This is a genomic window from Streptomyces auratus, assembly GCF_050433025.1.
Taxonomy (GTDB): domain Bacteria; phylum Actinomycetota; class Actinomycetes; order Streptomycetales; family Streptomycetaceae; genus Streptomyces; species Streptomyces sioyaensis.
The window spans coordinates 1,751,487-1,774,984 of record NZ_JBNGCB010000003.1; the positions used below are offsets into that span (position 1 = coordinate 1,751,487).

Genomic DNA, 23,498 nt, shown 5'->3' on the forward strand with positions numbered 1-23,498 from the left:
CCACCGACACCAGGAGCACCATCAGACTAAAAGACCAGCCACCGAAGGCATTTGGCCACACAGTCGTCCCGTCTTTCCGCCGCGAGACGGCCTTTTCGGGAGTGGCCCGCACGCGAGGCGCGCAATATAGAACATGTATTCGGCAAATGGCTTGCGACACCACGCGTTGGAGTGATTCAAAGAGTGGATCTCGGCTCGCGGCTAGGATCACGCGAGCTACTGGTGGAACCCCGGATGCGGGAGAAGGTTTCCACCAGCAGTACATTGGTGTGCGACACGAGCGAGGCGGGGTGGCAGATGATGAGCGGGCCGAATGGGCCGGATACGTCCTATTTTGACTACAATGCCACCGCTCCGATCCGGTCGGAGGCCCTTGCGGCCGTCGTCGAGGCCATGCAATCGGTCGGCAATGCCTCAAGCATGCATCAACCGGGACGGCAGGCGGCTCATCGGGTCGACGTCGCCCGTCGGCAGCTAGCCGATCTCCTCGGCTGCTCACCCGGCGAGATCATCTTCACCTCTGGGGCGACCGAGGCGAACAACCTGGCCCTCCGGGCCTCGTTCTGCGCCGGAAATCCCCTGGTTACAAGCCCCGTTGAGCATCCGGCTGTCCTGGAAACAGCCCGCGCGGTCACCGCCGGAAGCCCCGAGGATCTTGTACTCCTGCCGGTCGGCACCGACGGCCTGGTGGATCTCGACGCCCTCGATCAGGTCTTCGCCTCCCGTCATGGGGGGGTGGTCTCCCTGATGGCGGCGAACAACGAGACCGGCGTCCTCACCGATCTCCGCGTCGCGGCCAAGGCGGCCCGTGAAGCCGGCGCACTCGTCCACACCGACGCCACGCAGTTCATCGGCCGCCTCCCCGTGGACGTCGCTGAACTCGACGTCGACCTTTTGTCGCTGTCGGCCCACAAGTTCGGCGGACCGCAGGGAGTCGGCGCTCTGTATGTACGGCGCGGGTCCCCTCTCCCGCACAGGCCGCTCCTCGTGGGCGGCGGACAGGAGCGGGGCTGGCGCGCAGGCACGCTGAACGTGGCAGGGATCATCGGCATGGGCGCCGCGGCTGAGGCTGCGGCGCGCGGACTCGGCGAGGAGGCCGAGCGCATCGCGGCGCTGCGCGACCGCCTTGAAGACCTCGTGACCGACGCCCTGCCTGACTGTCGGATCAACGGCCGGCGCGATCAGCGCCTGCCCGGCGTGACGAGCGTCACCTTCCCTGGGGTGCCCGCGGACGCGGTCCTGGCGGCTATGCCCGACGTTGCCGCCTCGGAGGGCAGCGCGTGCGCGTCCGGGGCTCCGAGACCGAGCCACGTGCTCCTGGCCATGGGGCTGTCCCGGGCGGATGCCGACAGCACGATCCGCTTCTCGCTGGGCTACGCCACCACGGATGCCGAGATCGAGCATGCCGCGAGGGCCGTCAAACGTGCCGTGACGCAGGTTCGTGCCGCGCTGGCCGAAGCCGATGGTCCCCGCTGACCGTTACCCCGTTTACCACGTCATTAGAGCAAACGCATTGGCCACAGAGAGGTCCCGGATGTCAGACAGCCGGCTTGGGGAAGCCGCCCTTTACTCCTTCGCGCGACACGAAACATTCGCGCCTCGTTTCGGCTGGCTGCACAAGGCGTACATGCAGGTCAAACGTGAACAGGATGCATTTCTCGCAGACAACGCGCCGGTGCTGTTCGGCGTGGGTAAGAACATGGTCAACGCCATGCGCTACTGGTCCCGCGCCTTCAAGCTGACTCGCGAGCACTCGCCCACGACACGCTCACATGCCAAGTTCTCCTACCCCACCTGGGAAGCCCGCTGGCTCCTCGACGAGGACGGGGCGGACCCGTATCTGGAGGAGAACGGCAGCCTGTGGCTGCTGCACTGGTGGCTGGTCTCGTCCCGTCCCGGAGCCAAGAGCCACGCGCCAACCTGGTACACGGCCTTCCACCTCGCCCCGTTCTCCCGCTTCACGGTCGCGGACATGGCACAGGTGGTCACCCGGCACGTGAACTTCTCCTATGACAAGAGCCCGGAAGAGGCGTCGATCGTCCGTGACATCGAATGCCTGACCAAGATGTACGCGCGCAGCGCGCCGGAGAAGGCCGGCTCGCCGGGCAGCTACGAGGATCTGCTCGCCTGCCCCTTCCGTGACCTGGACCTGCTCACCTTCGTGGGGACGCGCGGCAAGCCCGAGTGGCAGTTCACCAGCGGGCACCGTACCTCGCTGCCCCCCCGGGTTCTGGCCTACGCCTGCCTGGACTACGCAGCCAAGTTCTCCCGCCAGGCCAATTCGATCTCCGTGGCCCGTCTTGCCAACGAGCCGGGTTCACCGGGGCGTGCCTTCCGTGTCCGGGAGAACGAGATCGTCATGGCGCTGCAGAAGACCGCCGCCGATCACCCTCAGCTGAACCTGACCGAGGCGGTGGGGCAGCGCAGCCTCGCCTTCACGACCGATCCCTTCGATCTGGCCTGGGAAGTGCTGGACGAGCAGTACGACTTCGTCACCCGCCGCCCCGGCTTCCCCACACGTGAGGAGTGGGCCGCCGAGTTCCCCAAGCTCGCCGAGGCCGAGGAGAAGGAACTCGCTACGAAGGCCACGGACGCCACAGCCGCGGCAGAGACCAACGACACGCTCTTTGACGAGGAGACCGCCGCGTGACCACCGCAACCCCCACGCGGACATCGAACGCCCCGTCGAGTTCCGCCCCGCAGTTTCCCGCCGGCATCGAACTTGTCGGCTCCCAGATGCGCTCGACCAACCTTGAGCGCGACGTCGAGGACGTCCTGCACGACCCTTACGTCGGTGCCCGGGCCGTCGACGTCCTGGAACGCATCGCGAGCGCGCTGGCCGACCAACGCCGTACCCGCGCATGGTCCTTCACCGGCCCCTACGGCTCCGGCAAGTCGACCCTGTCCAACATCATCGACGCCCTGTTGGGGCGGGATGCCAAGCGCCGCAGCGAGGCCGAGCGCATCCTCGAAGAAGCAAGCCCCGCCCTCGCCCACCGCATTGCCGCAGCACGCGACGCCATCGCCCCCGAGGGCTTCCTCGGCGGCGTGGCCACCGCGCGCCGAGAATCCGTCGTCGCTACCCTCTCCCGCGCCCTGCACACGGCGGCGGCGCGACGCTGGGGCAAGCGCGTCCCGAAGGCCATCGCCACCGCCCTGGAGGCGTGTGCCGACCCGGACCGCGCCGGCGCCAAGGAGATCCTCGGCGCCGTCACGGCTCTGACCGCGGACGGGCAACAGCCTCTGCTTCTGGTGATCGACGAGTTCGGCAAAACGCTGGAACACCTCGCTGGCCACAACGAATTCGCCGACGCCCAACACGACCTGTTCCTGCTGCAGGAACTCGCCGAGAAGGCGGCTGGTTCCAACGGGCTGCCCGTCTACCTGATGACCTTGCAGCACTTGTCATTCATGGACTACGCCTCACGGTCCAGCGAACTCAAGACCCGCGAATGGGCCAAGATCCAGGGGCGCTTCGAAGACATCACCTTCGTCCCGCACCACGGCGACTCCCTGCATCTGCTGCGCCGCCGCCTCGACCGCTCGGCCGTCAACTCTGCCGGACAGACCCTGATCACCGCGTCGGCCGAGGCGTCCGCAGACATCTGGACTCAGCACGGTCTAGGCGTTCTGGCCGAACTCGGCCCCGACCACTTCGCGGACCTCTATCCGCTGCACCCCATCACGGCCCTGGCCGCGCCGATCCTTGCCGCTCAGATCGGCCAGCACGACCGCAGCCTGTCAGGCTTCCTCAACAGCGGGGAGCCCAACACCGTCCGCCACTCGCTGGCCCGGCACAGCAACGACGAGGTGGACCATGCCAGCACGGTGCGCCTGCCACAGCTCTACGACTACTTCCTCAACTCCGGGCGCACCACTCTGCTCGCCTCCGCCAACGCGAGCCGGTGGATCGAGGTCGACTCGCGCATCCGGGACGCCAACGGTCTCCCGGACGCCGACCAGGACGTACTGAAGACCATCGGCGTCCTCAACCTGATCGACTCCGACGGGGCACTCAGCGCCACCGCGCCGATGATTCACTTCGCCCTCCACGACCCCACTGACGTCGCTGACACTGACGCCTTCACGGCACTCGAAGAGCGTCTCGCCGACCTCGTCCGCCGGGGCTTCGTGGTTCACCGTGAGTTCAGCGGCGAATACCGGGTGTGGCAGGGCACCGACGTCGACATCGACGGACGGCTGAAGGACATCATCAGCCACTTCGATGACGCCTCGGTCATCGACCGACTCGGCAGTCTGGTCCCGCAGGCATTCGTGGCCGGCCGCCACAGCCAGGTCACCGGCATGATGCGCGTGTTCTACACCGCCGTCAGCGGCCCCGAGACCAAGACCGTCGCTGCCCCGGACGAGTTGAAAGAGCCCGCCGACGGCCTCGTCGTCTTCCACCTTGGCACCGACGCCGACCGGCCCAGCGTCCACTCGCCGCTGCCGGTACTTGTCGGCACGACCCCCGACCCCGACGTGGTGCTGACCACGGCCACCTACCTCGTCGCACTGAAGGAACTCAGCAACCAGCAGGACATCGACCACGTCGCCCGACGGGAAGTCATCGAGCGGCTTGTGCAGGCCGAGGCCGAGCTCCTGGAGCTGCTGCAGGACGCCTTCTACCCGCCGTCCGCTGCAGCGTCCTGGAGCCTGTGGCACACCGGGATCGCCCCTGGCGAAGAGCCCGCCGCCTCCGGCCTGACGGCCCGCAGCCTGAGCGGCCTGGTCTCCCTGGCCTGCGAGTCGGTGTACCCGCACACCCCGCACATTCGCAATGAGATGCTCGGCCGCCACGTCCTGACCAGCCAGGCCGCCCAGGCCCGCGGCATACTGCTGACAGCCATGCTCTCCGCCTCGGGCGAAGAGAACCTTGGTCTCGTCGGGTACAGGGCCGAACGGGCCATCTACAGCGGCGTTCTGGCCTACCTCGGCCTTCACAGAGAGAACGGGGTGGCCCAGGCCGAGAGCCAGCAAGAGAGCCTCCTCCCGTACGGCTTCTCCCCGCCCGGCGACGATCACGAGCACGCCCAGCCCGCCTGGAACGCCCTCAACGAGGTACTGACCGGCGCCACTGAGCGGGTCAACATGGAAGAGGTCATCCGTGTCCTGATGAGCCCGCCGTTCGGGCTCAAGGCTGGCGTTATCCCGGTCTTCCTGGTCCCGGCTCTAGTCATCCGCCGCCACGACGTCGCCCTGTTCGAAGAAGGCACCTACCTTCCCCGGCTGACCATTGACGTGGTCGAGCGACTCGTCAAGGGCCCGGGACGCTTCTCGGTGAAGTACACGCCGGCCGGAGACGGCCAGCGCGGCAGCGTCATCAAGAAGCTGATGGTGTCGCTCGGCGTGGAGGCACCGCGCTCCAAGGCCCTGCGTAACCCCGACCTACTCTCCGTAGCCAGCGCCCTGATTGTGCGTGTGGCCGACCTGCACAAGTACGCCCGCACCACCAAGAGCATCTCTGCCGACGCCCGCACCGTGCGCACGACGATCGCTGGAGCGTTGGACCCCGACGATCTGATCTTCCATGCGCTGCCGAAGGCGCTCGGCTTGCCCGAGATTCCGGCCGGCACGCGCGCCAATGCGGAAACGGCGAATACCTACGTCGAACGTCTCACCGCGGCGGCCGACGAACTCGTGGCCATCGACATCCAGTTGCGGGCCAAAGTCGTGAGCGTCCTCGCACGGGAGTTCCGCCTGCCGGCCGAACTGCCGGAGCTGCGCGCGCAGCTTGCTGCACGGCTGCGAGGCTTCGCCGGCGCGGTGCTGACTCCGGAACTGCGCGGCTTTGTCGACTTCGTCCTCAGCGACAGTCTTGAGGACGACGACTGGCTTGAGCCCATCGTCGTGCGCCTGACCAACTCCGCCCTGGGTGACTGGGACGACCACGAAGCCAAGCTCTTCCCGCAGAAGGCCCGGTCGATGGCGGCGGCCCTTGACCGAGTCGGGCACCTGCACCACGCCGGGAACGAGGCCCGTGGACGGGAAGAGAAACTCGACGCGCAGTTGTTGACCTTGACTGATAGCGCCGGCATGGAGCAACGCACCTTGATCTACGTGCCCGAACAGGCCCGCACCGAGGCCAACAGCCTCGCGGCCGATGTCCTGAAGCAGGCCGAGAAGTCTCTCGGACCGGACGGAGCGCGGATCCTGCTCGCGGCTCTCGCCCAGCGCGTGACCGATGCCGCGACAGCGGCGAGTGAAAGGAAGGCACAGGGATGACCGACGGAGCCGACACTCAGAGGGTCCGGCACGTTCTCGGTATCTCCGGCGGCAAGGACTCCTCGGCGCTCGCCGTCTACATGCGCAACCGGGTCCCGGAGATGGAGTACTTCTTCTGCGACACGGGCGCCGAACTGCCCGAGACCTACGAGTACCTCAACCGGCTTGAGGCTGCCCTCGGCAAGTCCATCGTGAGGCTGAACGCCGACCGCGACTTCGACCACTGGATGGAGGTCTACCAGGGCACGCTGCCGAGTCCACAGATGCGCTGGTGCACCAAGAATCTCAAGATCAAGCCCCTGGAAGACTGGGTGGGCGACGACAAGGTCATCTCCTACGTCGCCATCCGGGCCGACGAGAACCGCCTCGGCTACGTCAGCACCAAGCCGAACATCGACGCTGTCTTCCCCTTCCGCGAGGACGGCATCGATAAGGACGGTGTGATGCGCATCCTCAACGAGGCCGGCATCGGCCTGCCCGACTACTACGAGTGGCGCACACGCTCAGGCTGCTATTTCTGCTTCTTCCAGCGCAAGCACGAGTGGGTCGGCCTCCAAGAACGCCACCCCGACCTGTACGCCAAGGCCGTGGAGTACGAGGACAAGGTCCGATACCGCCACACCGCCATGAAGGGCCGCAACTACACCTGGTCGCAAGGTGAGTCTCTCCCGGAGCTCATAGAGCGCAAGGAAGAGATCGAGGCCAAGCACCAGGCAGCCCTGGATCGGGCCGCCAAGCGCATTAAGCCCAACCGGCCCCTGCTAGAGGTCCTCTCCGACGCACTCGACTCAGACGACGACGAGGCCGGCTGCTCCGTCTGCCACCTCTAGGACCGGTCGACTGGGGTGCCCAACTGCCCAGGCCCGCCTTGCGGATGTTCTCCGCAGGGCGGGCCTCTGTCTTTGGGTTCCCTGATCGGCTGTCAGTCCTGCCTGTCACACTAGATATGCCAGAGCCGCAGAGCCGTTCGGGGGGTCCCATCAGCATGCCCATTTCAAGCATGGCCGGCCGGGACGCGTTCACCCGCATGGTGCAGAGGCACCGTGAGGAGGACAGCCCAGCGCTTCCCATCGAGGTCGGTCTGCTGCGGATGCTGGACGCGGACAACTGTCAACAACTCGACCAGGACCTCCGCGAGTTCGCCTCCCCATGGGAGGTCCACCAGGCCACGGAGAATCTTGCCCCGGCTCTCCCTGACGAACCCGGCCTGTACATGTTCGTCTGGCGACCTCAGTTCCAGTTCCAGGTCGACGGCCGTCCTGCACAGGGGAGTTTCCCCCAGCTCCTCTACGTCGGGCAGGCCGGCGCCTCGAAATCTGACTGCGGGAACACCATCCGTCAGCGCTACAAGGAGTACCGCCGGTACTTGCGGGCCAGCCCCGAAAGCCTGTGGACCGATAGCGAGCCGAAGACCCGTGAGCAGCGGCTCAGCCGCTATCTCCCGCTGCGTCCGATGGAGTTCTGGTGCACCACGGTGACGGACCGGCACAGGATCAGGGGCCTGGAGAAGAGGCTCATCCGCCTGTGGAATCCCCCGCTCAATGACTCCGATCGTCCCAAGCTGCGCGGACGGCTCGGTGCTCCCCGAGCAGCTTGGACAGCCTGATCGCACCCGCACGAAGAAGAGGTATCCATGCCCTCCAAGACATTTGTTCCCGCCTTTGAAGCAAAGGTGGGCAACTGGACCTACTACTCATGCCTCATGAGCTACGCAGCAGTTGCCCGTGAGATCAACTTCGCGCACGAGCTAGGCGGCAATCAAGACTTGGGAACAATGATTCAGAGGGGCGTCGGCACACGCACCACTGAAATCACCAACTACCTTCTGTCGAACGAGAACCGCTTCCTGGGCGCGATCATCGTCGCAGCCTGGGGAGGAGCCCCGGAGTACATCCCACTGGAAATGGAGAAGAGCTCCGAGAATAGCGATGTACTCGCAGGCATGGACCGCAACTTCGGGGTGCTGACCTTCGACGGCACCCACCAGTTCTTCGCCCTGGACGGCCAACACCGCCTCAAGGCGATCAAAGATGCCATCAAGCGAAACCCGGAGCTGGGGCGCGAAGACATCACCGTGATCGTTGTCCCGCACTTCGATGATGAAGCAGGCCGCCGAAGGACGCGCCGTCTCTTCACCAACATCAATCGCAACGCCGTCAAGACCACCGCGCAAGAGAACATCGCTCTCGACGAGGACGACGGCTTCGCCATCCTCACCCGCCGCCTGCTCGATGACCACGAATTCCTGCGGCAGGACGGCGTGGTTCAGGTCTTCAGCAAGGTCGGGAACGATGGTGAACTCAAGCTCGCCACCCGTCAGGTCGGCGTCACTGGCACCGCTTGGACAACAATCGGCGTCCTGTATGACTTGCTCACGGACTTGGGCTTCGGCCTCCACGAGAGCATGAACAAGACCTCCCAGCGTGCGACAGACGAGATCCTCGATGAGAGTTACGAGGTACTCGCCAAGCGCATGGATGAGTTGCTTGCGGTCTGTGGCAATATGCGAGATCGCTATGAGGCGCACGCAGCGCCCAGGGATCTTCGTGCACCTAAGGGGCGGGATGGAGAGGGGCACCCGTTCATGCGCCCCGCAGTCCAGGTTCAGATTGTCCGGGCTGCCCGTCACGTCATCGAGCAGCGCCTCCTGGAATGGCCGGAGCTCCTACGCCGTCTGGGCGAGTTGGACTGGACGATGTCTTCCGCACCGTTTTCTGCGGTGTGGCAGGAGACGCCGGACGCCGCCCGTAAGGGCAAGATGATTCCGTCCAAGGAGAACAACCAAGCGCTCTACGAGTTGCTGCTCGTGCATCTTGCGCCGGCTTCCCGCGCGCAGATCGACCGTGCCATCCGCGGGTACCGTCAGGTGAGGAACGAGCGCTATCCCGTGGTGGCTGAAGAACTGGCGCGACGGCTGCCCGTCGCCGGCGAGGAGAACTAGCCGTACACCTCAGGGCAGGGCGGCTGGCGGGCAGCCCTGCCCGGCTTCTGGCCGGAATTCCATCTTCACAGGAGCCAAGAGCTTGGCGGAAACAATCTTGTTCCCCTCGGTGTTGCGGGCTACGTAGCCAAGGAGGGGGTGTCGGGTCTGAAGCTGTTCAACACGAAGGGTGGCGTGACCGAGGTCGCGCCGCGTCTTGCTGAGGTCGAGGCGGATGTGCAGGGGCTCATCGAGGCGCACATGGAGACGATGCTGGGAGTCCGGTTCCTGGCGAGCGAGTACAGCACCGGGCCCGTCCACGGCGGGCGCATCGACTCGCTGGGCATCGACGAGAACGGGGCACCCGTCCTCGTGGAATACAAGCGCGGCACCGATGCAGGCGTGATCAACCAGGGACTCTTCTACCTGTCCTGGTTGATGGATCACCGGGCCGAGTTCGGGCACCTGGTCCGCGACCGGCTTGGGGCGACGACAGCGTCCCAGGTGCTGTGGAGTGCACCGAGGCTTATCTGCGTGGCCGGCGACTTCACCCGCTACGACATCCACGCCGTCCGCGAGCACCGACGCAGCATCGACCTGGTCCGCTACCGCCTCTTCGGCGACGACTACATCGGCCTTGAGACCGTGGCCTCGTACACCGGGCAGAAAGCTGCACCCGCGGCGACCCGCCATCGCGCGGCCGGGGTGCCGAGCATGCGGAGGCAGGATGGAGCGCTGACGGAGCTGGCTGCGGCGGTCGACGAGGCATTGCTCGGCCTTGGGGACGGCATTACCCGGGTCCAGCGCAAGCAGTACCGCGCCTACCAGCGGCTGCGGAACTTCGCGTGCGTCTGCCCGCCTCAGCAGACCAAGCTCCTCGTCTACCTCAAGGTCGACCCGAAGAGCGTCGACCTCATTCCCGGATTCACCCGGGACGTGACAGGGCTCGGCCACCACGGCACGGGCGACCTGGAGCTGCAGCTGCGCACGGAGCGGGACCTAGAGCGTGCCCAGGGCCTGTTCCGCCTCAGCTACGCCGCGGCGTAGCGGCTTCCCCTGCGGGAGCCACGGGGCTGTGGGAGTCGGCCCTGTCGTCGTGGTGCTACCTCTCGATGCTGAGCCACTCTGGGTAGCGGGAAGCAGGTTGTTCTGCCACCCGGGCGGCACGGCACCTTGTGCGGGCCACGAAGAGGAGTGCGATACCTGCCCACTCGTTCCGGTGGTCACCGGCTAATCACCTCCGTGCCTGCTTGCCGCGCCCTGACACTCGCGGCGTGGCCGACACGACTTCGAGTACCCCGGGCCGCCCGGATCCGGACCGCACGCAGACAGCTCGCCCCGGTCGGACCGTGGCCGGCGCTGGCCGTGTGCGGTTCTCCCTCGCCCGCTGGCTGCTCGCCCCGCGGACGACGTGGCGGGCTCGTCGGCTGGCGGCGGAGTTCGGGCCGGGTATGGATGCCCGCACAGCGTGGACGATGGCGCGCCTGGCCCGTCATCCGGAAGAGCACGTCTACGCGATGGCCGACCTGGACGGTGACGACCGCCCGAGTGCGAGCGGGCCGGGTGCGCGGTGAGGGCCGCCTCGGCTGTGCAGGCAGAACGTGCCTCACGGCGCTTCCGTGCTGGACGGTCTGCGCGCGGCATCGGGCCAGCCGGAACTGGCCGCGGCTGGTCAGGGCGATGCTTTCATTCGACGGCTGGCTTGTCCCCGCCCGATCATCCGCTTTAGGAGAAGCCCAGTGCTGAACGTGCTGCCTGTCCGTCTGACTGGCTTCGACCTGTTAATTGGGAGCAGGCTGGGGGCGTGGGCACTGCTCCGATCGTCGTGCACCGTCCGTCGCCATCTGGCGGTCGGCGCATCACTGTGCACGCGGGCAGTCATGACCAAATCCTTGGTACGGCGTACTCCGGGTGTCGTGAAGCTACTCGATCGCAATGCGGAACCGCGGAGCGCCTGACCCGGCTGCCGGAGATCACTTATGGGACTGCGCTTAGGTGCAATGCCCTGCGAAAGGGGCAGATGGACGGTACGGTGCGAGGGTGGCTCCGCGGCATCCCCCGTCCGCGGAGCCACACTTGTGTCCGTAGGTCAGCGGAGTCGGCCAGCGGGGAGTCGCGGGCCAGTTGGCGCGGCGGCGGGAAACGTCGTGGTGCGCTGGGGCGACTGCCGATGCGCGTCGGGATGTAGCGGGCGTCGGGTGCCGGTGCCGTGCGCAAGTTCCGTGGCCAGGCTGGCGATCATTGAAGCTGGCGCGTGTGGCGAGGCGTGCAGTGCCCAGGTGGGCTGGTCAACACTTGGGCCTGCCCAGATGGTCCAGGTAGCGAGGGAGCTGCTCGGCTTCTGAGCGGCGAAGGCGTCGAATTGAACCCCCGCGTCCTCGGACAGGTTGGTCCAGCGCATCCAGCGCCCGTCGATGCCGTGCTTCCAGCCGGCTTCAACGAGTGGCTTGGTGGCGGCGGTGACGGACTTCTCGTCCAGGTCGCCGCCGACGGCTGTGTCCCATCCGTCACCGTCGGCGAGGTGGTCCAGCAGCTCCTGCAGCACGGGGGCAGGAGTTGCGCCAGTCGTGGTGAGGTGCCACATGCGGTCCGAGACGGGCGTCTCGTACGCGGCGACGACCCAGGCGGTCTCGTGGGCGGGGGCGTGGTGGATGCGCTCGATGCGCAGGGTCTGGGATTCGTGGATGGCGTGGGTGGTGTCGTCGGACCAGGTGCGCCACTTCGACCAGTCGCCGTGTGCGTCGAGGAATGTGTCGAGGAGGGCGTCGTGGTCGCCGGGGTCGGCGGCGTAGGCGGGTACAGTCTCCGGCTCCGGGCTAGAAGGCTCGGGTTCGGTGGGCGGTGTGATGAGGGAGGTCCGGGCTTCGGCAGCGGCGCGCTCGGTGTCGGTCATCGGTGCGGGGCCTGGGCGCATGGTGTCGCCGTGGAGTCGCTCGAAGGACATCAGAGCCTGGGCGGGTGAGTCGAAGGTGTCGGCGACCTGCCGCAGGTGGTTCTCGCCGTGGAGGTAGACGCTGTTGCCGGTGTTGAGGTAGGTCCCGACCGCGACGGTGGTGTGGCCATCGTGGGCGTGGGCGTGGATGAGGAGGTAGCCGTGACGGATGTCGTCGTAGATCTTCTGGGCCTCAGCGGAGACCTCTCGGATCTCGGTGCGGGTGCACCAGGGCATCGGGTAGTCGGCCCATGTCCATTCCTCGTCGATGGCTTCCCGGAGCCGGGGCGTGATCTCGACGGCGATCCCCTCGGCGATCAGTTCCTGGGCGGCTTTCTCAGCCCAGTAGGGCTCCTCGTGGTCGATGCGGGCCAGGACCAGGGTGTTTTTGGCGACGACGTGCCAGTCGGCGGCCTCCAGGCCCACGCGGGGGATGTGGGCCTGGGCGCCGGTAAGAGTGGCAATCACAGCGCTGGGGTGCGTGGGGTGGGTGTCGAGGCGGACGTGCGCGTCGATGGAGGGCGGTGTCACCAAGGGGTGCTCTTTCTGCCGGTGGCCGGGCCAAGGAGCCCGGCCACCGGTCGGCTTGGGTCAGCGCGAGATGCGTGCGGTAGGTGGAGGTGGGGCCGTGGTCCGCGGCGGACCGGCCCGGGGCGTTGCCGTGGCGCTGGTGCGCGTGGGCCTGCTCTCCGGCGCGGGTGAGGTGGCGTGCTGCCACCGGGTACGTACGGCGGACAGATCGGCGAGCGCGCGGCGGCTGCCGACGACGAGCTGGTACGGCGTGGTGGCCGGGTCTTTGGTGAACGCCTCGATGCGCCGACCGATGTGGTGGGCAACCTGGAGGACGGAGCGCTGGAGGATCCGCTCGCCCCAGGACTCCGGGGAGCCGACCGGTCCGGAGAGGAGGTTGAGCAGCTCACTCGGCTCGGCCCCGGAGCAGAGGAGGCCACGGTGCTGCGCCTCCCACAGGACCGTCACGGGGTCGACGGGTGTGTCGCGCCGCGTCAGGGCGACCAGGCACTGCCACAGCCCCGCGTGCAGAGGGTGCGTGAAGTCGCCTGGCTGCAGCCACCGCATGGCCTTCACCTCGCTTGAGTGGGCGGTGGCGGTGGAGAGCAGCAGCCGCTCCTCATCGAGGGCTTCTTCTCCGGTCTCCCGGGGCGGCGCTGACGGCAGGGGCGCGCGAGGCAGAGAACCGGGGTGCGGGGCGAACTGGGTGCCCAATTCATCGAGGTAGAGGCTCAGGGCGTCGGCTTGCCCGAGGACGGTCACGGCAGGGTTCGGCAGGGTGGCGTCGGTGGCGATCTGGCACAGCCGGTCGGCGTGCTCACGTACCGTCCGGCGGGCGTGATCGGCGCGGATCATGCCCGCGTAGGCCGCGGCGTGCTCGGCCCGGGGGCAGACCTGGATGACGGTATGCAGGTAAGAGGCGGTCAGCCCCGGCGCCTCGGGCTGGGCCTTGGTCAGTACGGCGTTGAGCCAGGCTATGTCCTTCGCGTGCTCTTTCGGGTCGGGGGCCGGCACGCTGAGCAGAGCGGTGAACAGGGCGCCGTGGGCGTGGTTGCCGAAGTGGTGTGGCTCCAGGTGGCCGATGGTCTTCAGCCGGTGTGGTTCGAGCAGGATGGCGCCGAGCAGGGCCTGTTCGGCGTAGTGCAGGGGCTGTGGCGGTGGCAGGTCGTCCAGGTCGTCGCCCTCGTACGGGTCGGCGGATTGGGGCATTAGGCGGCCAGGGTGAAGTCGTTGGGGTTGAGGGTTTTGCCGAGGTGCGGGGCGAGGAGGTGGGCGGCGAGGCGGGGCGGTACGGCGTTGCCGATCTGGCTGAAGACTTGGCCTTTGTTGCCGGCCCAGGGGTAGTCGGCCGGGAAGGTCTGCAGAACTCCCGCCTCCTGGGCGGTGATTCGGATGGGCATCGGGACGGGTAGCGACTCCGCGTTCCCGGCAGGCGGGGCGACGGGTTCGGCGACCCAGGTGCATTCGTTCGAGCGGTGCCCGAAGAACAGCGTTCCCGCGGGCTCGGACAGGGGCCGGATGGTGGCGTGGGCCTGGTTGTTGCTCCGCAAGGACCACGACCAGTCAGGCTCTGGCACGGGATGGCCGGCTGCCTGTTCGTCTTGGGCGCTGAGCCGGTCGGCAGGCTCGGTTCCTGCCTGGCTGGAGTGCTGGTGGGGGGTGTCCGGGTGGGGTGTCCAGGTGCCGCGGTCGCGGGCGGTGGACAGTGCCTTGCGGGAGCCGGAGGGGAATGGTTCTGCGCCGCCGCCGGGTCCGCCGCCGGCGCAGACGGTGGGCACGGGCCGGTCGGTCGCTCCCCAGCCCAGGGCCTGCGCCATGCTGACCCAACGGGTGCGGCCCGGCCCGAACAGCCCCTCGGGCTCTTCGATTTTGGCGTGCGTTGGCGGGGGCGGCTGGGCGGTGCGGACGCGGGAGGCGAGCAGGATCGCCCTCCTCCTCGTCTGGGGCACTCCGTAGTCCGCGGCGTTGAGGATGCCGGTCCACACGGAGAACCCCCAGCTGCGCAGGATTACCGCGTACTGCTTCCACAGTGGGAGGACGTCCGGCACTTCCTCCATGGCGACCCACTCCGGCTCTCCGGCCGAATTCAGGTCGTGGAGGTAGCGCATGGGCTCGGCGGCCAACAAGGAGCGCACATCCTGGCAGGCGCCGAGGAGCGTTTCGCGGGTGTCGCGACCAGCGGCGAGGTCTGAGACCGCTTGGTGGACCAGGGGCTGGTCGATCAGCCCGAGGCGTTTGCCGGCCATCGACCATGCCTGGCACGGCGGGGACGCGATCAGCCCGCGGGTCCGGCCGATGAAGGGCGACGTCGGATACATCGCCACGTCGGTCTGAATCGTCAATTGCCCAGCGGCAGTACGAGTTTTGCAGGCCCACTGGTCCCATTCCAGCCCGAGGTCGCGCACCCCGAGGACGCTCACTGCTCTGCTCCAGCCGCCCGGCCCCGCGAAGAGGTCGAGTATCACGTGGCCAGCCCGAAGGCGTCCTGCGTCAGCGTGTCCGTATCCCCGCGGCATGCCCAGGGCGAGCAGCCGTCCGCGACGCCGTGTTCCAGTTCGTCGGCCCCGCCCTCGCCGGTGAGCAGGGCTGCCCGTTCGGCGGCGGTGACGTGGTCGATTGGCGCCTGGCTGAGCGGGATGCGGGAGCGGTGCAGGAACGCCTCGCCGAGCAGCCGGTTACCGGATGCGTTGGCGCGGGCATTGCCCTGCCGGATGGCCGTGTCGAATTCGACGACGTCCGCCCACTCGGACGGGGATGTGTCCCTGATGTGCCGCCACTGCGCATTTCCGTGGAACGGGCATCCCAGGCAGCTCGATTTCGGTGTTTCGGCCAGCCCGAGCGAGGTCAGGTAGCGAAGGCAGTCGGACCTGCTCCACCCCAGGTCCAGAAGAGGGTGCCGATTGCGCATGTACTTTACGTCGGCATCCTTGGCGCGGTGGAACTCATCGGTGGAGATTCCCACCCACTGCTCGACGAACACCCCCTTGGGGACGCGCGATGGATAGGGGTGCCCGAGCAGTTCGCGGACCTTCTGCTTTATCGGCTTTACCTTGTATTCGCCGGTGCACTGCCTTCGGGTCATTCCAGGCCGCCCGTCCTTGTTCAGGATGTGGAGGGGCATGGAGGCGAATCGGTGGTCGGGGTTCAGGGCGTCGTTGCGGATGTTTCCGGCAGCGACGCGGAGGACCGGTATTCCGGCGGGCTTGGCGATCTCCTGTTCCAGGCGGTCCAGGTGGGCGTAAACGGCTTTCGGTTCCCAGCCGGTGTCGGCGAATATCGCGTAGTCGACCGTGGGAAGGATGCCCTTGGCGGAAAGGGCGAGGAGAGTGCTGGACTGAACTCCAGCGCCCAGAGAAAGGGCGCGGAATCGGGGCTGATCTGAAATGGTCTGTCCTGGGGTGGGGAATGAGGGAACGCACCCTCAATGCGGCTGGTGCGTGCACGGGATCGGCGGCATCAGCTGGTCGCGGGGGATCGCGTGGTAGAGGGCGGGGATGCGGTCGAGGAGGTCGGCGGCCGACTCGACGAACTGCTGCGGTGAGGGGCCGATGAGGACGACCGGCTTGGATGCGGCGTCGGCTCGGCGGCGTTGGTTCTCCACGGCTCGGGCAAGGGCTGCGGTCAGTTCGGCGCCCGCGTCCTGGGCGGCCTTGGCGATGTGCGCGACGTGGTCGAGGAGCGGCAGGTCCGCGGATGTGGTGCGCGGAGTGTGCTGGGTGAGGTCGACGAAGAGCCGCAGACAGGTGCCTGCGAGGACCTGGGCGTCGGTGATCCGCGCAGCCAGTTGCTGTGCGTGGTCGGGGGCGTTGGCGCGCAGGGCCCGGTATAGGGCAAGGGCGTCGGCGGTGATCCGGTCGAGGGCCTCTGCCGGGTCGGGGCGATCAGGCACGGTGCTCCGTGAGGGGGGTCGGGTGAAGGGCTTGGGCGAACGCGGCGGTCAGGTCCGGGGCTTGACCGGGGTCGGTGAGCAGTGCGCGGACGATGCGGGTGCCGATGACGACGGCGTCCACCAGCGGGGCGATGCGTGTGGCGAGGGTCGGGGCGGAGATGCCCACTCCCGAGACCACGGGCAGCGGGCTGGTGGCGCGAAGGCGCTGGGTGAAGTCGGCGAGCGCGGGGATGTCGAGCGGGCCCCGGTAGCCGGTGGGGGCCGTGCTGGCGGGTGCGTAGAGCCAGCCGGATGCGCCGGCGACCGCGGCGGGGAGGCTGGTGTTGGGGGTGGTGCGCGGGATCAGGCGTGGGGTGCGAAGGCCCGCGTGCCGTGCGGCGTCGTGCCAGCGGGCCGCCTGGTGGGCGGGCAAGTCGACGACCATCACGCCAGCGGCGCCGGCGTCGGCGAGCAGGCGGGCCAGGTGCTCGGGGCCGTGGCGGCGGACGGGCTCCCAGTAGGTCATGACGACGGTCGGCCGGAGGCTGGCGGCATGCTCGATGGCGCGGACGGCGGCATCGAGGACGTTTCCGCGTCGCAGGGCGTGGTGGTAGGCGGCCTGGATGACGGGGCCGTCAAGGACGGCGTCCTGGGTGGGCAGGCCGACTTCGAACAGGTCGGCACCTGCCTGCGCGAGCTGGTCGAGGTGACGGCGCTCTGCGGCTGCCGGGTGGAGGCCGGTTGGGACGAATACGCCAAGTGAGCAGCGGGGTTGGGTAAGGAGGGTGTGGAGGGGATCGGCAGTGGTCAGGGTCGGGCCTTTCCCGGCGGGGCTGTCGCCGGAGGTCAGCGGCGGCGCCCGGCCGGTGGGGTCGGTGGCGCGGGCGGGCCGGCGGTGTGTCGCGGTTGCGGGCCGGGCGCCTCGGGCGGCTCGGACGCAGCGGGAGGGCTGCTGAGGGCGGGTGCGACGAGGTCGAGGGTCTCGGCGACCTGCTGGGCCTGGTCGTGGGCGTCACGGAGCTGCTCGGCGACGTCGTCAGGGAGCCGGTCCCACTGGGCCCGGTACTGGTAGCGCTGGATGATCTCGGCGGCGTTGTGCAGCTGGTCGGCGACCTGTCGCAGGATCGCGGTCTGCTGCTCGGGTGCGGTCGCGGTGTGCGTGGCCTGCAGGAGCGCGTCCAGGGCGGGGGGCAGCGGCTCGTCGTCCGCGGGGAGGCCGAAGAGGTGGGCGTGCAGTGCCTGGGCGAAGACCGTCACGGGTCCGCCTCGGCCGCGGTGGCGGTACTCGGCTGGGGCCTGTCGGCGAGCTTCGAAGCTGACGGTGACGTCGCGGGGTGCGGCGCCGGGGCAGATCTGGTCGGCGAGGGCACGGGCCAGATCGTGTGCTGTCGGAGTGTCGGAAGGCGTGGTGGAACTCCGGGAGTTGAGGTCAACGGGCCGCGGCTCGTGCCGCGGTCGCGGCTGGGCGGGCTGGTGGGCGTGTTGCGGCGGGTGGGGTGGAGCGGGGCCGGGTGAAGGAGGCGGCGAGGTCGTGGCGCCCGGCTGCGGTGAGGTGGACGCGCTCGTCGCGGAACCAGTCCGGGCAGTCCTCGCGCATCACCAGGCCGCGGCTCTCCAGGGCGCGGATGGTGCTGATGCTGACGCGGATGTCCTCGCGGCCCAGATAGGGCTTGCCGCCGGTGATCGCCACGTCGCCGCGCGCCACCGCGCGCAGCGTGGTGTCCTGGGCGGGGGACAGGGCGGGCGGCTGGCACTCGGATACGAAGCCCCGGTGGCGGCGTTCGGCGACGAAGAGTTCAGCGGTTGCCAGGGCGTCTGAGGAGCCCAGGGCGGTGAGGCTCGCGACGAGGCTGAAGCACCGCCCGGCTCCTCGGCGGGCCTCCTGCTCGGTTACGACCGCCAGGAAGCCGTCGCCCAGCTCAACGGGCAGTCCCGCGCGGGTGTGGTCGAGGATGTCCACGGCGTCGATGAGATGGTCGGCTGCGTCGGACGCGAGATGGGCGAGTTGGCGCACGCGTGCGTACACCGCGTGGATCGCGGGGCTGTGGTACATCGGCTGGGCGTTGAGGGTGTCCACGATGGTGAGTGCGGATCGCGCCAGGTGCTGTGCGGATTCCGTCTGGGCGTTCAGCAGGGTGGTGGGGTTTGGCCCGTTGAGTGAATGCCGTATGTGGGCGTCGTTGAAGCGGGTGAAGTCAGCGGCCAGCGTGAGGAGTTGCTCGGCGGGCTCAAGGGATCCGGTCTTCTCGTTCAGGGATGGTTCCAGGGGGGCGGGGAGTCAGCGGCGGCGGCCGGGATGGCTGGGGCGGTCGAGCTGCGCGAGGGCGTGATGGACCTGTGGACTCACTGCGGCTCCGCGGACCGGCGTGATCAAAGCGCTGTGCCCATGCCGCGTGCTGAGGGGGATGTCGGCGAAGGACCGCTCCACCGCCATGGGAGTGGCCAGGTGGGAGAAGAAGTTGCGGACGAGGCACTCAGGGGTGTCTTGTGTGAAGGTGGCCAGCGGCGCCCCCTCGAAGTAGACGTGCTCGACCTGCCAGGCGATCTCCTCGCCGGGCGTGTGCTCTAGCCGGCAGTACAGGTCGGGCGAGGTGAGGACGCTGTCCTCGGCGGACCAGTCGTTCAGCTCGGCGAGCTGGTCCAGGGGCATGTCCGTGATCGGGATGCGGTCGGCGTGACGGGCATCGCCCAGCAGCTGGGGCAGTGCCTGGGTGACGGCGGCGACCGCCTCCAGGGGCGCCTGCCTGCTGAACATCGCTTCCCAGTACGGCTCATGGTGGGTCACGGTGAGCCACCGACCATGCGGGTGCAGCGGGGCGAAGTCGACGAACAGGCTGGCGTCGGGGCTGTCGATTGCGACGTGCCCGGTGGCAGCATCGTGCTGGTGCCTCCACCCGAAGAGGTGGATGAGGGGGCCGATCACGTCGGCGACGCGGTCGCCGGCGCCGGCCATGTACGGGGGTGAAACCATGACCCGGTCGTCGTGTGCGTACGGGCTCATCGGCGCAGCTCCCGCTTCACCGCAGCGGGGGACATGGTGGCCGTCGCGGCTGTTGGCACCGTGGTGGCACCGGTGCGGGCTCGGTGCTGGGCCAGCGCGCGATGTCCCTCGACGGTCACGGTGATGCCCCGCCCTTGGTAAAGCGGTACGGAGGTGTCGAGGTGGACCAGGCCGCGCTTGTCCAGGGACTGGAATGTGGCGATGGTGATGACGGTGTGGTCGGGGGTGAGGACGATGGTCGAGCCGCGGCCTCGTGTCTGCATCGTGGCCCCGCCCTTCGCGAGCGAGGTCAGTGCTTCGTACTGGGTGGGACTGATCTTGGGGGCCTGTCGGGTGTTGGTGGATGCGCGTTCGAGGTCGCGGGTGATGTAGGTGGCCAGGTATTGGCAGGCGGACTCGCACACGTCGAGCTGGTGGGCGGCGTCGGCGAGGTGGCCGGCCACTTCCGGTACGGCACGGGCGTGCCGGGCGTTGCGGATGCCCTCCTCGTCCTGGTGCGGTCCGCCGAAGCCGATGCTGTCCAGGGGGTTGGCGGCCAGCGCATGCGCGAGGTCACAGCTGGCCTGGGATGCACCGGAGACGACGGCACCGAGAGCGTTGAGTGCTTGCCGGCTGCCGCTCACGGCTGCGTAAGGGCTTCCGTCGAGGGCGGACAGCGCCAAGAGCGCCTTCCCGACCAGCTCCTGACTCTTGACCACAAGGGGGTGAGCTGCCGAAGGGCTTCCGTGCCTGGCGCGACGGCCGCGATGTCGAGGGCGCGGACCCGGTTGTGAAGGGCCTTGAAGTCGTGGGAGAGGTGGCGCAGCTGGTTGATCTGCTCGTTGAGATCGACGGCGGTGGTCAACAGAGGCTCCGGGGCATGCCCTTGAGAAGGGCGGCGGGTATGGAATCAGCGCGGGCGGCGACGGGTCGCCGGTCCGGACGGCGGGCTGGGGGCGCAGGTGACGCACGGCGGGGTGCGGCCGGGATGTCCATCGGTGTGGGGATGCCGAGGCCGACGCTCACCGTGAGGCCGTGGGTGTAGGCGTGCGTTTCGGCAGCCGTGACGGCGCCGAGCAGGCCGCGTTGATCCAGCCCGGGCAGCGGCTGATAGGAGGAGCCGTCCGCCGCGAGGGCGAAGCCGTGCTGCTCCAGGAGTGAGCGAGCGGCGGGGGTCCCGGCTGTCGCCGTCACGGTGCCGTCGGTGAACTGGAAGCGGAGGTCCGGATCGGCTTCGGGGGGAGTGTCGGGGCTCCAGCGCGTTGTCCAGGAGAGGTCGACAAGGTCGAGGGTGCGGGGTAGGAGCCCGTACATCGCGTCTCCGGCGCGCTCGTGGGCGTCCTGGGCCGTGCCCGGTGGGAGCAAGTAGAGCGTGCGTCCGAGGTGTTCACGGGCGAGGAAACCCGCATCGGTCAGCAGCGGTCGGCGTCGCGGATGCGGCGATTGAGGACGACGAAGGTGTGCCCGTCGTCGGTGGACCCGATGAACACATCGGGGATGTTCAGAAGAGACAAGACGGTCCAGGGAGGTTGTTGGAGAGGGGCCTGGTGCATGCTCAGCGGGCCCGGCGCGAGGCGGTCTGTTCCGATGTCGCCACCGGGGGCGGGGCAGTGGGGGACGGAGGCCGTGCCGGGGTGGGCGTGCGCAGCGTGGTGCGGGCCTCGTCGAGGGACTGCGCGGCGGCGTGGAGATGCATGCGCAGCGAGCAGTGATGCTCGATGTCGTGCAGCCGCGCAGCCGTGGACATGTCAGGATTCGGTTTACTGAGCGTGGCGAGCGGAACCATGGCCTGCGCGTAGTGGCATTGCGCTTTGCTGAGCGGGACGGCCGTGTTGGTGAGCGCCTCGACCGGATGCCAGGCGGAGCCCGTTTCGTGGGCAGAGTCGAGGTGGTAGTGGGCGTCGCCGGCGAAGCGCAGGGCGAGATGGCTGAGCAGGTCGATGTGGCGCAGGGCAGTGAAGAAGCCGCCAGGGCCGGCATCGACAGGGTGGGAGCGAACGTCGGCGATGACGGCGTCCAGCGCTGCGGCTGGCGTCATGTCGTCGAGTTCATAGGGTTCGTAGGTGTCGATGAGCATGTCCTGTCAGGGGGCTTGGCAGCGCGTGCGGGCGATCTGCTCGCTCCCGCGGTCCGTCCGCGGCCGGGACGGCGTGTGTCGTCCCGGCCGCGGCGGTTCAGTGACGCGCGGGGGAGGAGCGGCCGGCTGGTGTTGTGGGGGGCGTTGCTGGTGTTACACGCCGGGTGTGGTGGCCGGCTTACGCGGCCGTTGTGAAGTCGCTCTGCTTCGGCGTGGTCTTGGCGACGGCGCGTTCGGTGATGGCCTTCGAGGCACGCTCCGAGGCGGCGGAGATCTCGTCCGCTTCGGGCTGCAGGTACCAGGGCTTCATGTCGAGGGCGGCGACGCGCATTCCGGTGGCGAGCACCAGCGCGCTGCCCTTGGGCAGGGCGCGGATGGCGTCGGCTGCCAGGATGCGTTCCTGTCGCATGGACACGCTGGTGGACTTGCCGGACTCGGAGTGCGAGACGGACGTGCTCTCCACGTCGTGGTCCCCGATCATCCGGCTGAGCTTGTCGGCGAAGTCGGGATCATCGATGCCAGGGCCGACGACCTTGATGGTGGAGGCCGACCACATCGCGTCCATGCCGGCATCGCCCCACACCTTCTGGCCCTGCCGGTAGGACTGCAGGATGGTGATCGGGATGATGCCGCGGCTGCCCAGGTGCGAGTACAGGTCGGGCAAGTCCGAGATCTTGCAGACGTTGGCGGCCTCGTCGAGGATCGCGAGCATCGGCGGGTCGAGCCTTCCGCCGGCCCGTTCGGCGCGGGCGGTCGCGGCCCGCATGACCGAGTCCGCGCACGCCGCGATCAGCGCGCTGGCACCGCCGCCGCCGTCCTTGGAGAGCAGGTAGAGCGTGTCGGTGCTGTCCACAAACTCCGACGGCTTGAACTCAGGGGTGTCCCCCTGCGGGCTGACCCACGCGGCGATCTCCGTGTTCAGCAGGGCGGCGGCGTACTGGCGGGCGGTTTCGTAGATGCCGTCGCGGGTCTCCGGCGGGCCTTCGACGGTGCCCTTGAGCTGGGCGGCGACGGCTACGAAGCCGTGGTCGCGCAGGATGTCCAGCGGGGTGCGGTCCGCGGGGAAGGCTAGCCAGGACGTCACGTCCGTGATGGGGCGTTCGTCGAGCGCGGCGGCCAGGAAGAGCTGGGAGAGGATGTTGGATCCGGCCTTGGACCAGAAGTCACCCTGCTGGGAGGCGTCCACGCTGGCGGCGAGGAAGTGACCGGCCAGGCGGCCGGCACCCTCGAGGGTCTTGGCATCCGCCAAGGGGTTCCACCACATGGTGCGCTCGGCATGGGCGATCTGCTGCGGGTCCATCGACCAGACCCGGCCGACGGTCGCACGCGCATCGATAGTGGCGGTGTAGGCGTCGCCGCCGGCCTTGTTCGAGGTCAGCAGGACGGGGCCGGGGGCGCTGAGGATCGAGGGGATGGCCAGGCTCGTGGTCTTGCCGGAGCGGGGAGCCATGATCGCCACGGCGACGTCCTCCCAGCCCATCCGGACCTCGTGCCGGGTGCCTTGGAGATCACCGAGGAGGACTCCGGTGTCGTGGGGAGCGATGTGCTTGGCGTCCGCCAGGCTCGGACGCAGGGAGCGGGCCTTGGCTGTCATCGCCTTGGCGAGTAGGGGCTCGATGTCCCTCTTGCGAGCCAGCCCGCGCAAGGACTTCTTCTTTCCGCCGGGGGTGTTCTTGTGCCGCGACCACCACAGGGCACCGAGGGCGGCGAGGGCCAGCAGGACGGCGGTGGGGGCGATGCGGGTGCCGACAAGCAGCGCGGTGTGGTCGAGGCCGGGCCACAGCTGGTCGGGATGGAGGAGCGCGCCGATCGGCTCGTAGGGCGCTGCGCTGCCGGAGCCTGTCATCCACGCGGTGGCGTTTCCGCCGAGCCAGGCGAGGTTGGACAACGGGACGACGATGGCGAGAACGCCGAGGAGGGCCTTGAAGGCTATGTCGTAGCCGTCGTTCGATTTCGGTGAGGAGGAGTTGAGCAAGAGGATTGATT

Annotated in this window: 21 protein-coding genes; 8 read left to right on the forward strand and 13 right to left on the reverse strand. The window is 68.4% G+C overall.

Going from position 1 to position 23,498, the window contains the following annotated elements; translation table 11 throughout:
• Positions 1 to 234 precede the first annotated feature (234 nt).
• The 8 genes from BKA18_RS27315 (at position 235) to BKA18_RS27350 (ending at position 10,719) form a co-directional block, all read left to right on the forward strand.
• Positions 235 to 1,476: a cysteine desulfurase family protein gene (locus BKA18_RS27315; RefSeq protein WP_366046893.1), complete on the forward strand. Its 1,242-nt coding sequence runs from the start codon at positions 235 to 237 to the stop codon at positions 1,474 to 1,476.
• A 58-nt stretch (positions 1,477 to 1,534) separates the two neighbouring features.
• Positions 1,535 to 2,650, forward strand: coding sequence for a DUF4007 family protein (locus BKA18_RS27320; RefSeq protein ID WP_366046894.1), 1,116 nt, complete (start codon positions 1,535 to 1,537; stop codon positions 2,648 to 2,650).
• On the forward strand, positions 2,647 to 6,225 hold the full coding sequence (locus tag BKA18_RS27325; RefSeq protein WP_366046895.1) for an ATP-binding protein: 3,579 nt from the start codon (positions 2,647 to 2,649) through the stop codon (positions 6,223 to 6,225). Before BKA18_RS27320 ends, BKA18_RS27325 begins: the two co-directional genes overlap by 4 nt.
• Positions 6,222 to 7,055 carry a phosphoadenosine phosphosulfate reductase domain-containing protein gene (locus BKA18_RS27330; RefSeq protein WP_366046896.1) on the forward strand — a complete coding sequence of 278 codons (834 nt, stop codon included), beginning with the start codon at positions 6,222 to 6,224 and terminating at the stop codon, positions 7,053 to 7,055. Before BKA18_RS27325 ends, BKA18_RS27330 begins: the two co-directional genes overlap by 4 nt.
• A gap of 155 nt (positions 7,056 to 7,210) precedes the next feature.
• Positions 7,211 to 7,831 (forward strand): GIY-YIG nuclease family protein, encoded by a 621-nt coding sequence (locus BKA18_RS27335; protein ID WP_366046897.1) that lies wholly within the window; start codon positions 7,211 to 7,213, stop codon positions 7,829 to 7,831.
• A gap of 27 nt (positions 7,832 to 7,858) precedes the next feature.
• Entirely contained in the window at positions 7,859 to 9,166 is a 1,308-nt protein-coding gene (locus BKA18_RS27340; protein WP_366046898.1) for a DNA sulfur modification protein DndB, read from the forward strand.
• 138 nt (positions 9,167 to 9,304) lie between these two features.
• Complete coding sequence (locus tag BKA18_RS27345) at positions 9,305 to 10,192, forward strand: DUF5655 domain-containing protein (protein WP_366046899.1); 888 nt, start codon at positions 9,305 to 9,307, stop codon at positions 10,190 to 10,192.
• Positions 10,193 to 10,512: 320 nt separating this feature from the next.
• Positions 10,513 to 10,719 (forward strand): hypothetical protein, encoded by a 207-nt coding sequence (locus tag BKA18_RS27350; protein WP_366046900.1) that lies wholly within the window; start codon positions 10,513 to 10,515, stop codon positions 10,717 to 10,719.
• 515 nt (positions 10,720 to 11,234) lie between these two features.
• Here BKA18_RS27350 and BKA18_RS27355 read toward each other — a convergent pair.
• From BKA18_RS27355 to BKA18_RS27415, 13 genes are all read right to left on the reverse strand, one after another.
• Entirely contained in the window at positions 11,235 to 12,608 is a 1,374-nt protein-coding gene (locus tag BKA18_RS27355) for an SPDY domain-containing protein (protein ID WP_366046928.1), read from the reverse strand.
• Between the two features lie 60 nt (positions 12,609 to 12,668).
• Positions 12,669 to 13,796: a DnaB-like helicase N-terminal domain-containing protein gene (locus tag BKA18_RS27360; RefSeq protein ID WP_366046901.1), complete on the reverse strand. Its 1,128-nt coding sequence runs from the start codon at positions 13,794 to 13,796 to the stop codon at positions 12,669 to 12,671.
• Entirely contained in the window at positions 13,796 to 15,103 is a 1,308-nt protein-coding gene (locus tag BKA18_RS27365) for a DNA cytosine methyltransferase (protein WP_366046902.1), read from the reverse strand. The genes BKA18_RS27360 and BKA18_RS27365 overlap by 1 nt, the downstream gene beginning before the upstream one ends.
• A complete protein-coding gene (locus BKA18_RS27370; RefSeq protein WP_366046929.1) occupies positions 15,049 to 15,939 on the reverse strand; it encodes an adenine nucleotide alpha hydrolase family protein in 891 nt (296 codons plus the stop codon). The genes BKA18_RS27365 and BKA18_RS27370 overlap by 55 nt, the downstream gene beginning before the upstream one ends.
• Before the next feature lie 69 nt (positions 15,940 to 16,008).
• On the reverse strand, positions 16,009 to 16,476 hold the full coding sequence (locus BKA18_RS27375) for a hypothetical protein (protein WP_366046903.1): 468 nt from the start codon (positions 16,474 to 16,476) through the stop codon (positions 16,009 to 16,011).
• A complete protein-coding gene (gene trpA / locus BKA18_RS27380) occupies positions 16,469 to 17,305 on the reverse strand; it encodes a tryptophan synthase subunit alpha (RefSeq protein WP_366046930.1) in 837 nt (278 codons plus the stop codon). The genes BKA18_RS27375 and trpA overlap by 8 nt, the downstream gene beginning before the upstream one ends.
• A complete protein-coding gene (locus BKA18_RS27385) occupies positions 17,302 to 17,712 on the reverse strand; it encodes a hypothetical protein (protein ID WP_366046904.1) in 411 nt (136 codons plus the stop codon). The genes trpA and BKA18_RS27385 overlap by 4 nt, the downstream gene beginning before the upstream one ends.
• Positions 17,713 to 17,884: 172 nt before the next feature.
• Complete coding sequence (locus BKA18_RS27390; protein ID WP_366046905.1) at positions 17,885 to 18,532, reverse strand: hypothetical protein; 648 nt, start codon at positions 18,530 to 18,532, stop codon at positions 17,885 to 17,887.
• Between the two features lie 201 nt (positions 18,533 to 18,733).
• Positions 18,734 to 19,456: an SPDY domain-containing protein gene (locus tag BKA18_RS27395; RefSeq protein ID WP_366046906.1), complete on the reverse strand. Its 723-nt coding sequence runs from the start codon at positions 19,454 to 19,456 to the stop codon at positions 18,734 to 18,736.
• Entirely contained in the window at positions 19,453 to 20,154 is a 702-nt protein-coding gene (locus BKA18_RS27400; protein WP_366046907.1) for a hypothetical protein, read from the reverse strand. Before BKA18_RS27400 ends, BKA18_RS27395 begins: the two co-directional genes overlap by 4 nt.
• Positions 20,155 to 20,296: 142 nt before the next feature.
• Positions 20,297 to 20,749 carry a hypothetical protein gene (locus tag BKA18_RS27405; protein ID WP_366046908.1) on the reverse strand — a complete coding sequence of 151 codons (453 nt, stop codon included), beginning with the start codon at positions 20,747 to 20,749 and terminating at the stop codon, positions 20,297 to 20,299.
• 241 nt (positions 20,750 to 20,990) lie between these two features.
• The gene (locus BKA18_RS27410) at positions 20,991 to 21,512 is read right to left on the reverse strand and encodes a hypothetical protein (RefSeq protein WP_366046909.1); all 522 of its coding nucleotides are present in this window, start codon (positions 21,510 to 21,512) and stop codon (positions 20,991 to 20,993) included.
• 178 nt (positions 21,513 to 21,690) lie between these two features.
• Complete coding sequence (locus BKA18_RS27415; protein WP_366046910.1) at positions 21,691 to 23,487, reverse strand: TraM recognition domain-containing protein; 1,797 nt, start codon at positions 23,485 to 23,487, stop codon at positions 21,691 to 21,693.
• Between the last annotated feature and the right edge of the window lie 11 nt (positions 23,488 to 23,498).

What these genes read in the sequence shown, in the direction of transcription:
- BKA18_RS27320 (WP_366046894.1), top strand. Translation starts at nt 1,535, where the DNA reads ATGTCAGACAGCCGGCTTGGGGAAGCCGCCCTTTACTCCTTCGCGCGA.
- BKA18_RS27315 (WP_366046893.1), top strand. Translation starts at nt 235, where the DNA reads ATGCGGGAGAAGGTTTCCACCAGCAGTACATTGGTGTGCGACACGAGC.
- BKA18_RS27405 (WP_366046908.1), bottom strand. Translation starts at nt 20,749, where the DNA reads ATGTACGGGCTCCTACCCCGCACCCTCGACCTTGTCGACCTCTCCTGG.
- BKA18_RS27340 (WP_366046898.1), top strand. Translation starts at nt 7,859, where the DNA reads ATGCCCTCCAAGACATTTGTTCCCGCCTTTGAAGCAAAGGTGGGCAAC.
- BKA18_RS27335 (WP_366046897.1), top strand. Translation starts at nt 7,211, where the DNA reads ATGCCCATTTCAAGCATGGCCGGCCGGGACGCGTTCACCCGCATGGTG.
- BKA18_RS27365 (WP_366046902.1), bottom strand. Translation starts at nt 15,103, where the DNA reads ATGCCGCGGGGATACGGACACGCTGACGCAGGACGCCTTCGGGCTGGC.
- BKA18_RS27395 (WP_366046906.1), bottom strand. Translation starts at nt 19,456, where the DNA reads ATGAGCCCGTACGCACACGACGACCGGGTCATGGTTTCACCCCCGTAC.
- BKA18_RS27330 (WP_366046896.1), top strand. Translation starts at nt 6,222, where the DNA reads ATGACCGACGGAGCCGACACTCAGAGGGTCCGGCACGTTCTCGGTATC.
- BKA18_RS27360 (WP_366046901.1), bottom strand. Translation starts at nt 13,796, where the DNA reads ATGCCCCAATCCGCCGACCCGTACGAGGGCGACGACCTGGACGACCTG.
- BKA18_RS27410 (WP_366046909.1), bottom strand. Translation starts at nt 21,512, where the DNA reads ATGCTCATCGACACCTACGAACCCTATGAACTCGACGACATGACGCCA.